Source organism: Bradyrhizobium sp. CCGUVB23, from assembly GCF_024199885.1.
Lineage (GTDB): Bacteria > Pseudomonadota > Alphaproteobacteria > Rhizobiales > Xanthobacteraceae > Bradyrhizobium.
In genome coordinates this window covers 3381035-3391556 of record NZ_JANADQ010000001.1, presented here as the reverse complement: position 1 = coordinate 3391556, position 10522 = coordinate 3381035, and the positions used below count along the sequence as shown (strand labels likewise).

The following is a 10522-nucleotide window of genomic DNA, read 5'->3' as shown; positions in this document are numbered from 1 at the left end:
CCTCACTCCACCTTGCGAATACGTTCGATCAGCGCGGCCGCGGCGGGATCCTGCGCGGCCTTGGCGTAGATCGGGGCCATCGCGTCCTCGAACGGCTTGCGGTCGATATCCCTGACGATGGTGACGCCGGCAGCTTGCGCCTTGCGCTGCGACTGCTCCTCCAGATCGCGCCACTTCTCGCGCATGAAGTGGCTGGAGCGCAGCGCGGCCTCGCGAAAGATCTGCTGATCCTCCGCCGACAGGCTTCGCCACGCTTTTAGCGAGATCACCAGCACCTCCGGGCTCATCGTGTGTTCGGTCAGCGTATAGTAGCCTGCATATTTGTAATGGTCCGTGGTCACGAAGGACGGCCAGTTGTTTTCCGCACCATCGATCAGATGGGTCGCGAGCCCCGTGAGCACCTGCCCATAGGGCAATTCGACCGGCTCGGCGCCGAGCGAGCGTATCATCACCGACATCAACTCCGACTGCTGGACTCGGATCCGTAAGCCCCTGAGGTCGGCCACGCTCTTCACCGGCCGGATGCGGTTGTAGATCGACCGCGCGCCGGAATCGTAGAAGGCAAGGCCGACGAAGCCGAAAGGCTCGAAGCTGTTGAGGATTTCGCGGCCGATCGGCCCGTCCAGCACTTTTTGCACGTGCTCGATGGAGCGGAACAGGAATGGCATGGCGAGTACATTCATCGCCGGGACGAAGTTGCCGATCAGCGCCACGTTGGTTCGGTTGAGGTCGATCGCGCCGACCCTTGTCTGCTCGATCGTCTCCTTCTCCTCGCCGAGCTGGCGGGAGTGGAACACCTTGACCTCATGCCGACCACCAGTGCGTTCCGCGATCAGGGCGCCCATGTAACGCAGCGCCTGGACGGTCGGGTAGTCCTCGGCCTGGGTATCGGCGGCGCGAAACTCGCGCGCAAACGTCCCCGTCGCGCACATCGCGAACAAGAGCACGACGAAAACCACCCCGGTCCGCGAGAGTTCGGCACGGCTCAACACTGGCACACTCAACCCCTCAGTGATGGAGTCCATGGCGGGAAGAAAAGGTTCAATGCAATCTAGCAGAAGGTGGGGGGAACGCTATCCTGCCGCGAGCGGCGAAGCGGGCCGATTGTGCAGCGCGGCCGATTCTTATTCCTGATTGAAACCAGCCATGCCGCGCCTTAAGCAGGTACGGGGCAAAAGTAGTCGCCTTTTGTTCGCGCGAGACGGGATGAACGATCGTGGTTAGAGCCTTGCGTCTTTTGCAGACCGTCGCCGTCGCAGCGGCCTTCGCCTTGATGCAGATTGTCCCGGTCTCGCCAGCGCGTGCCGCGACCGACATCCAGCTCTGGCACGCGATGTCCGGCGAGCTCGGCCGGCAGTTGGAGAAGCTCACCTCCGACTTCAATGCCTCGCAATCCGACTACCGGATCGTGCCGAGCTACAAGGGCAACTACACCGAGACGGTGACGGCGGCGATCTTCGCCTTCCGCTCGCGCGGCCAGCCGGCGATCGTCCAGGTCAACGAGGTGGCGACCGCCACCATGACCGCGGCCAAGGGCGCGATCTATCCCGTGTTCAGCCTGATGCAGGATCAGAACGAGCCGTTCTCGCCCGATGCCTATCTGCCGGCCGTGTCCGGCTATTACACGGACGCAGCCGGCAATCTGCTGTCATTCCCGTTCAACGCCTCGACGCCGATCCTCTACTACAACAAGACCATGTTCCGTGACGCCGGCCTTGATCCGGAGACGCCGCCAAAAACCTGGCCGGAGCTCGGGGCTGCCGCAAAACGCCTGCGCGAGCGCGGCGCGGCCTGCGGCTTCACCACGTCCTGGCCGTCCTGGATTCTTGTCGAGAATTTCTCGGCGTTTCACGATCTGCCGCTTGCGACGAGAGCCAACGGCTTTGCCGGGCTGGATGCGGAATTGCGCATCAACAATCCGCTTCTCGTGCACCATGTCGCTGAGCTTGCCGAGTGGCAGAAGGACAAGGTGTTCGACTATGGCGGCCGCGGCCAGTCGGCCGAGCCGCGCTTCCAGAACGGCGAATGCGGCATCTTCATCGGCTCGTCCGGCACGCGCGCCGACATCAAGGCCAATTCGAAGTTCGAGGTCGGCTACGGCATGATGCCGTATTGGCCGGACGTGAAGGGCGCGCCACAGAACTCGATCATCGGAGGCGCCACGCTGTGGGTGCTGCGCGACCGTCCACGCAACGAGTACAAGGGCGTGGCGAGATTCTTCGCTTACCTGTCGCAGCCGGGCGTGCAGGCGGCCTGGCACCAGAACACAGGCTACCTTCCGATCACCCGCGCAGCCTTCGAGCTGACCCGCGCGCAGGGCTTTTACGAGCGCAACCCGGGCGCCGCGATCTCCTTCGAGCAGATCACGCTGCATCCGCCGACGGAGAACTCGAAGGGCATCCGGCTCGGCTCCTTCGTGCTGATCCGCGGCGTCATCGAGGACGAGCTGGAGCAGGCCTTTGCCGGCAAGAAGGGCGCCCAGGCGGCACTCGATTCCGCGGTCGAGCGCGGCAACAAGCTGCTCCGCCAGTTCGAGCGCGCCAGCCCGGACCGGTAGGAACGGCGCAGATTGCCGCACCGGTCGCGCATCAGGCGCGACGTTCACTCGTCAGCAAATTCAATTGGACGTCGGAAGAGTGCGTGAATCCACGCGCAACGAGCCGCGCGTCCACGCTCTCGGAACCGTGAAGCCTGAGCGCGCGGCGGCGCTTGTGGCCGCCCGCCTGCAGCTATAATCTTGAAGTTGTTTCATCCATAATTTTTCCGGGAAAGTTGTAGTGGAGATTATCCATGCCGTGCTCATGTTTCATCATCCCAAACGACGTTCTGACCAAGCTCTCCCACGACAAGAAGCTGTCTGCTGCGCTTCGCAAGCAGCTGGTCGACACAGTCCAGATCAGTCATGAACTGCGCGAATTGCGGAAGCAGGCTGCGAGATTGACCAGCGTTGCCGCCGCGCGTGCCAGTGGACTCGTCACGCTTGCGGCGGCGCCGTCCATCACGGTGTACGACTGCAAGCACACGCAGACGCTGCCGGGTAGCCCTGTGCCGAAGCCGAAGACGTCCTCGGACGGGTCCGTCAAGCGCACCTTCAACGAGACGAGCAAGGTGGCCAAGTTCTACCAGCAGGTCTTCAACCGGAATTCGATCGATGATCACGGCATGACCATGATGTCGTCGGTTCACTTCGGCAACAAATACAACAACGCGATGTGGAATGGTTCGCAGATGATCTACGGCGACGGGGACGGCAGCATCTTCGTCGACTTCACCAGAGGCAACGACGTCATCGGGCATGAGTTGACCCATGGCGTGACCCAGCACAGCCTCCAGCTTGCCTATAGCGGCGATGCAGGCGGCCTGAACGAGAGCATCTCCGACTGTTTCGGTTCGATGTTCCGGCAGTGGCAAGCCAAGCAGAACGTCCAAAAGGCCGACTGGCTGATCGGGCGTGACATCATGGGTCCCGCCGCCAAGAAGCAAGGGCTCACCTGCCTGCGCGACATGGCCAATCCCGCAGCCAAGCACTGCCTGGCGCCGCAGCCGACCCAATATTCCCAGATTACGCCCGGCATGGATCCGCATTACGCCAGCGGGCCGCCGAACCTCGCCTTCCATACGGCCTGCACGACGCTTGGCGGATACAGTTGGGCCAAGATCGGCCAGGTGTGGTACCATTCGCTCACGGGTTTCGGGCCGACGCCGAACATGACGATGAAGGCGTTTGCAGCGAGGACCCGGCAGGGCGCTCACACGTTGTATCCTGCCGACCCCGCGGTCTTCGCCGCCGTCGATGCAGGATGGAAAAAGGTCGGGCTGTAGGCCGGTTGCAGCGCGTTACGAAAGGAAGGAAGCGTGGATCGCTTGAAGATCGAGCGCGTCGGAGGGTTCGCCGGCTTCGGCGGCCCTCATCTCAAGAGCCGCGGTGAAGTGGCGTTGTCGGATTTGTCGCTCGTCGACCAGAAGACGGTGGAGTCGTTGTTTGCCGATCCGAAGAAAGTCCCTGCGACGCATCCAGGTCAGGCCGACGCGTTCAGCTACCGAATCACGCGCGGTGCCCAGACGATCGAAGTCCCCGAGCATGCGGTCCCCTCGACCATCAGGAACAGCGTCAAGGATGTGCTGGAGTAGGGCCAGGCGGAGCCGGGCGCCTTGATGAAGGATTTGATTTGGCCGGGCTGAGCGGTCGGACCGTCGCGACGCCTGACTGAAGGCGTGCGACACTCTTGCTCAATTCCAGGGCGCTCAGTTTTTCAGCCTAATTTTCAATCAAAATCGCATCTTTGTATGCAATTGTGGGGTGCTTAAGAAGTGACGCACAGACGCGATTGCATCAATCGCTTTGTAAATCAATAGATTAGGAGGCCTGTAACGTCTCGTTAAGCTTTGGCACGAACCTTGCGAATCCTGTTCCAACCAAAAACCTTTTTGCGTTGGAGCATTGCCATGAAGCGCCGCGATTTCCTGAAATCCGTCTCTGGATTGGCTGCCGGCGCGGTGCTCCCGGCGGCCCTTCATGTGATCTCGCCCGCTAAGGCCGATGCACGCTCCGAGACGCTGCTGATCGTCTCCGAGGGCGGGCCCAACAATCTCGACATCCACGGCGTCGGCACCAACGTGCCCGGCTACGAGGTGTCCTGGAATTGCTACGACCGCCTGATCAGCCACGAGATGAAGAGCGGCCCGGGCGGTGTGCCCTATTACGATCGCGACAAGTTCAAGGGCGAGCTCGCCGACGACATGAAGATCGACGACATGTCGGTCACCTTCAAGCTGAAGAAGAACGCCAAATTCCACGATGGCACACAGGTCACCGCGAAGGACGTGAAATGGTCGCTCGACCGCGCCGTCAGCGTCGGCGGCTTCCCGACCTTCCAGATGAGCGCGGGCTCGCTGACGAAGCCCGAGCAGTTCGTGGTGGTCGACGATTACACGGTGCGCGTCGACTTTCTGAAGAAGGATCGCCTGACGATTCCCGATCTCGCCGTTATTGTTCCCTGCGTCGTCAATTCGGAGCTTGTGAAGAAGAACGCGAACGAGAAGGACCCATGGGGTCTTGAATACACGAAGCAACAGACCGCGGGCTCCGGCGCCTACAAGGTGACGAAGTGGACTGCCGGCACTGAAGTCGTGATGGAGCGCAACGAGGAGTGGGTCGGCGGCCCCTTGCCGAAGATCAAGCGCGTGATCTGGCGCATGGTGCCGCAGGCCGGCAACCGCCGTGCGCTTTTGGAGCGCGGTGACGCCGACATCTCCTACGAGCTGCCGTTCAAGGACTTTCAGGAGATGAAGGCGAACGGCAAGCTCAACGTGGTGTCGCTGCCGTTCTCCAATGGCATCCAGTACATCGGCATGAACGTGACCAAGCCGCCCTTCGACAATGTCAAGGTGCGGCAGGCGATGGCCTATGCGATGCCGTACCAGAAGATCATGGACGCCGTGCTGTTCGGGCTCGGCAATCCCATGTTCGGTGCGAGCGCCGACAAGGCGACGGAGGTCGCCTGGCCGCAGCCGCACAAATTCGCGACCGACATGGAGAAGGCGAAAGCGCTGCTTAGCGAGGCAGGTTACGCCAACGGCTTCGAGACGACGATCTCGTTCGACCTTAATTTCGCAGGGGTCAACGAGCCGCTCTGCGTGCTGGTGCAGGAGAGCCTCGCGCAGCTCGGCATCAAGACCACCATCAACAAGGTGCCCGGCGCCAACTGGCGCACCGAGTTGAACAAGAAGGAGATGCCGCTCTTCACCAACGTGTTCTCAGGCTGGCTCGATTACCCCGAGTACTTCTTCTACTGGTGCTATCACGGCAACAATTCCGTCTTCAACACCATGAGCTACAAGTCGGCGGAGATGGACAAGCTCATCGACGGCGCGCGCACTGCCGCCGCCATCGGCGACAAGTCGGCCTACGATGCCGACGTGAAGGGTTTCGTCGACCTCGCCTTCGCCGAGGTCCCGCGCATTCCGCTCTACCAGCCCTTCGTCAACGTCGCGATGCAGAAGAACATCTCCGGCTATCAATACTGGTTCCACCGCAGGCTTGACTATCGCGCCATGGCGAAGGGGTGATGCGTCATGGTGCGCGATACGACCCCGGCGCCGGCTGTCTTGAGTGGGGTGAGCACTGCTCTCTCATTCCCTCTCCCCTTGTGGGAGAGGGGCAGGGTGAGGGGTAGCCACGAACTCCGACCTCGCCTGGAACTATCCCTCACCCCAACCCTCTCCCACAAGGGGAGAGGGGGCGCAGAGGAGCGCGCAGCGAGAGCCTCATTCTCTTCGCGCACAAGGAGGCCGCCATGCTGACCATGATCGGCAAGCGGCTGATGTTCGCGATTCCCTCGCTGATCGGGGTTGTCATCGTCACCTTCCTGCTGACGCGCGCGCTGCCGGGTGATCCGGCTGCGTATTTCGCCGGCCCCGCCGCAACGAAAGAAGCCGTCGAGCAGATCCGCAAAAAGCTCGGCTTCGACAAGCCGCTGATCGAACAGTTCTTCCGCTACGCGGGCGATCTCGCGCATGGTGATTTCGGCAATTCGCTTACGACCGGCCAGCCGGTCGCGACCGAGATCCGCAACCGCCTGCCGGCTTCCGCCGAGCTGACTCTGCTCGGCCTCATCGTCTCGATCGCAATCGCGATTCCGCTCGGCGTGCTGGCCGCGACGCGGCCGGGATCGTGGATAGACCATCTCTGTCGGGTGACGACGACGGCCGGCGTGTCGCTGCCGGTGTTCTTCACCGGCCTCGTGCTGGTCTATGTCTTCTACTTCCAGCTCGGCTGGTCGCCGGCGCCGCTCGGCCGGTTGGATGTGTTCTACAGCGCGCCGCCAACGATCACCGGCTTCTATCTGATCGACACGCTGGTCGCGCGCGATGTCGAGGCTTTTCGTTCTGCACTCAGTCAACTCATCCTGCCCGCGACCACGCTTGCGATCTTCTCGCTGGCGCCGATCGCGCGCATGACGCGCGCCTCGATGCTCGCGGTGCTCGCTAGCGAATTCGTCCGCACCGCGCGCGCCAGCGGATTGTCGCCGTCGACCGTGATCGTCACCTACGCCTTCCGCAACGCGATGCTGCCGGTCATCACCACGCTGAGCATGGTGTTCTCCTTCCTGCTGGGGGCCAACGTGCTGGTGGAAAAAGTCTTCGCCTGGCCCGGCATCGGCTCCTATGCGGTGGAAGCGCTCATTTCGTCGGACTTCGCGCCCGTGCAGGGTTTCGTGCTGACCATGGCGGTCATGTACGTGCTTTTGAATCTCGTGATCGACATTCTCTACGGCGTGATCGATCCGCGTGTGCGGCTGGAAGGGTAGGGGGACACAATGAGCTCCGTTGCACCTGTTGTTGAACCCGTCGGTCCCGCACGCACGTCGGGACTGACTGCGATCCTCGAACAGACACGCTATGTGCTCAGCGAGAACAAGGTCACGGGCTTCGCCTTCGCGCTCCTGATCCTGATCCTCGTTGCCGCGATCCTCGGTCCCTATGTCGTGCCGTACGATCCGCTCGCCTCGGATACCGCAGCCGCGCTGAAATCGCCTTCGGCGGCGCACTGGTTCGGCACCGATCAGCTCGGCCGCGACATCTTCAGCCGCGTCATTGTCGCAACGCGTCTCGATTTCTTCATCGCGATCGCCTCGGTCGTGCTGGTGTTCCTGATGGGCGGGCTTGCCGGCATCGCCGCCGGCTATTTCGGCGGCTGGACCGACCGCATCGTTGGCCGCATCGCCGACACCATCATGGCCTTTCCGTTGTTCGTGCTGGCGATGGGCATCGTCGCCGCGCTCGGCAACACCGTGCAGAACATCATCCTGGCGACCGCCATCGTGAACTTCCCGCTCTATGCCCGCGTCGCGCGTGCCGAAGCGAACGTCCGCCGCAACGCCGGCTTCGTGCAGGCGGCGCGGCTGTCGGGCAACGGCGAGTTCCGCATCCTCCTGGTGCACATCCTGCCCAACATCATGCCGATCATGATCGTGCAGATGTCGCTGACCATGGGCTACGCCATCCTCAATGCCGCCGGCCTGTCCTTCATCGGCCTCGGCGTCCGCCCGCCGACGGCGGAATGGGGCATCATGGTCGCCGAAGGCGCGGGCTTCATGGTGTCGGGGGAGTGGTGGATCGCGCTGTTCCCCGGCCTTGCTCTGATGGTCGCCGTGTTCTGCTTCAACCTCCTCGGCGACGGCCTGCGCGACATCGTCGACCCGCAGCGGAGGACGTGAGCGATGTTTGGTTTCAAGCGCGGGAACAGGAACGCGGACCCTACATGTGAGGCGGACACCATCCTCTCATTCCCTCCCCCCTTGTGGGGGAGGAGCAGGGAGGGGGGTAGCCACGAACTCCGACCTCACCCGGGGCTGCCCCCCTCCCCAACCCTCCCCCACAAGGGGGGAGGGAGCGAGAGAGTTGCGCCCGCCTTACGTGCGAATTTCTGGCCAAAATTCTCCAATGAATTCAGCTCCCTTCTACTGTGCATGGGGTTGTTTTCGACGTTTCTGAGCCGGAGGCAGTCATGACGTCCCAGCCGCTGCTCGACGTCCAGGACCTCACGGTCGAATTCACCACCCGGCGCGGCATCGTGAAGGCGGTGCAGCACGTCAACATCTCCGTCGCCAAGGGCGAGACGCTGGCGATCGTTGGCGAGTCCGGCTCGGGCAAGTCGGTGACCTCATATGCCGTGATGCGCATCCTTGACCGCGCCGGCAAGATCGCCGAGGGCTCGGTGATGTTCTCCGGCATAGACGTCAAGGCGGCGAGCGAAGACCAGATGCGCGACCTGCGCGGCCGCGAGGTCTCGATGATCTTTCAGAACCCGCGTGCGGCACTCAATCCCATTCGCAAGGTGGGCGATCAGATCGAGGACGTGCTGCGCACCCATGTGCAGCAGGCTATGGTTTCGGACCACGGAGAAAAGGCGATCGAGGCGCTGGAGCAGGTCAAGATCGCCCGCCCGCGCGAGCGCTACCACGCCTATCCGTTCGAGCTGTCGGGCGGCATGTGCCAGCGCGTCGTCATCGCGCTGGCACTCGCCTGCAATCCGCAGCTCCTGATCGCGGACGAGCCGACCACAGGTCTCGATGTCACCACCCAGAAGGCGGTGATGGATCTGATCGTCGAGCTGACCAAGCGGCGTGCGATGTCGACCATCCTGATCACGCACGACCTGGGATTGGCAGCCGCCTATTGCGACCGCGTCGTGGTGATGGAGAAGGGCAGGGTGGTCGAGACCGCCAAGGCCGCCGACATCTTCGCCAATCCGCAGCACCCCTACACCCGGAAACTGATGCGCGCGACGCCGCGGATCGGTGTGTCCTTGAGAGACTTGCTGCCTGAAGACGAGTCGGCTGCCTTCGTCTCTCCCCGCACGCGGGGAGAGGCCGACACGCGAAGCGCGGCGGGTGAGGGGGACTCTCCACGAGTCGTGCCCGTGGAATCAGCCCCTCACCCCGACCCTCTCCCCGTGAAGGACGGGGAGAGGGAGAAGAAACCCCTCCTCCTCATCGAAAAGCTCGTCAAGGAATACCCGCGCCAGGGCACGACCGCCGTGCTCGGCAAGCTGTTCAGCCGCAAGCCGCCGGTGGAGCCGGAGATGTTCCGCGCGGTCGACGGCATCAGCTTCTCGATCCGCACCGGCGAGAGCGTTGGCCTGGTCGGCGAGTCCGGCTGCGGCAAATCGACGACCTCGATGATGGTGATGCGGCTCTTGGATCAGACCTCCGGCCGCATCCAGTTCGACGGCGAGGAGATCGGCAGCATGATGCCGAGCGCCTTTGCGCGCCTGCCGCTGCGCAGCCGCATCCAGATGGTGTTCCAGGACCCGACCGACAGCCTCAATCCGCGCTTCACCGCCGCGCGTGCCATTGCCGATCCGATCATGCAACTCGGCGACGTCAGGGGACGCGATGCGCTGCGCGCGCGCTGCGAGGAACTCGCGACCATGGTTGGCCTGCCGCACAATCTGCTCGACCGCTTCCCGCATCAATTGTCAGGGGGACAGAAGGCCCGCGTCGGCATCGCTCGCGCGATCGCGCTGCATCCAAAGCTCGTCGTCCTGGACGAGCCGACCGCCGCGCTGGACGTCTCGGTCCAGGCGGTGGTGCTCAATCTGCTCCAGGACCTCAAGGCGCGGCTAGGTATGAGCTACCTGTTCGTCTCGCACGATTTGAATGTAGTGCGCTTGCTGTGCGATCGTGTCATTGTGATGCGGGCGGGTCGAATCGTCGAAGAGGGGACCTCCGAACAGGTCCTTAGCGATCCGCAGGACGACTACACCAAGGAGCTGTTGACGGCGATCCCGCATCCGCCGTTGCCGGTGCACTGAGAGCCTGTTTGGGAGTGTGATGGCCGAACCGCTGGACGACTATATCGACGCTGTCGCGCAAGCGCTGGCGTTGCCGATCGAGGAGGCCTGGCGACCGGCCATTCGCGCCAACCTCGAGGTGTCGCTGCGGCTCGCCCGCCTCGTCGACGAATTCGCGCTGCCGGACGAGACCGAGCCGGCGCCCGTGTTCGCCGCCTGATGTTG

Annotated in this window: 9 protein-coding genes; 8 read left to right on the top strand and 1 reads right to left on the bottom strand. The window is 63.0% G+C overall.

What is annotated here, in order from left to right:
• Positions 1 to 2: 2 nt before the first annotated feature.
• Positions 3 to 998 carry a TRAP transporter substrate-binding protein gene (locus NLN62_RS15495; RefSeq protein WP_027521584.1) on the bottom strand — a complete coding sequence of 332 codons (996 nt, stop codon included), beginning with the start codon at positions 996 to 998 and terminating at the stop codon, positions 3 to 5.
• A 218-nt stretch (positions 999 to 1216) separates the two neighbouring features.
• On the opposite strand from NLN62_RS15495, the gene ugpB reads away from it, so the two are divergent.
• From ugpB to NLN62_RS15455, 8 genes are all read left to right on the top strand, one after another.
• Complete coding sequence (gene ugpB / locus NLN62_RS15490) at positions 1217 to 2557, top strand: sn-glycerol-3-phosphate ABC transporter substrate-binding protein UgpB (RefSeq protein ID WP_027521583.1); 1341 nt, start codon at positions 1217 to 1219, stop codon at positions 2555 to 2557.
• 233 nt (positions 2558 to 2790) lie between these two features.
• Positions 2791 to 3822 (top strand): M4 family metallopeptidase, encoded by a 1032-nt coding sequence (locus NLN62_RS15485; RefSeq protein WP_027521582.1) that lies wholly within the window; start codon positions 2791 to 2793, stop codon positions 3820 to 3822.
• Positions 3823 to 3864: 42 nt separating this feature from the next.
• Positions 3865 to 4131, top strand: coding sequence for a protealysin inhibitor emfourin (locus NLN62_RS15480; protein WP_027521581.1), 267 nt, complete (start codon positions 3865 to 3867; stop codon positions 4129 to 4131).
• Positions 4132 to 4446: 315 nt separating this feature from the next.
• Positions 4447 to 6069 (top strand): ABC transporter substrate-binding protein, encoded by a 1623-nt coding sequence (locus NLN62_RS15475; RefSeq protein WP_027521580.1) that lies wholly within the window; start codon positions 4447 to 4449, stop codon positions 6067 to 6069.
• Positions 6070 to 6296: 227 nt separating this feature from the next.
• Positions 6297 to 7310, top strand: coding sequence for an ABC transporter permease (locus NLN62_RS15470; RefSeq protein ID WP_027521579.1), 1014 nt, complete (start codon positions 6297 to 6299; stop codon positions 7308 to 7310).
• 9 nt (positions 7311 to 7319) lie between these two features.
• Complete coding sequence (locus NLN62_RS15465; RefSeq protein WP_254109309.1) at positions 7320 to 8219, top strand: ABC transporter permease; 900 nt, start codon at positions 7320 to 7322, stop codon at positions 8217 to 8219.
• Between the two features lie 290 nt (positions 8220 to 8509).
• Positions 8510 to 10318: an ABC transporter ATP-binding protein gene (locus NLN62_RS15460; protein ID WP_254109308.1), complete on the top strand. Its 1809-nt coding sequence runs from the start codon at positions 8510 to 8512 to the stop codon at positions 10316 to 10318.
• 19 nt (positions 10319 to 10337) lie between these two features.
• Complete coding sequence (locus NLN62_RS15455) at positions 10338 to 10517, top strand: DUF4089 domain-containing protein (RefSeq protein ID WP_027521576.1); 180 nt, start codon at positions 10338 to 10340, stop codon at positions 10515 to 10517.
• The last annotated feature ends 5 nt before the right edge of the window (positions 10518 to 10522 follow it).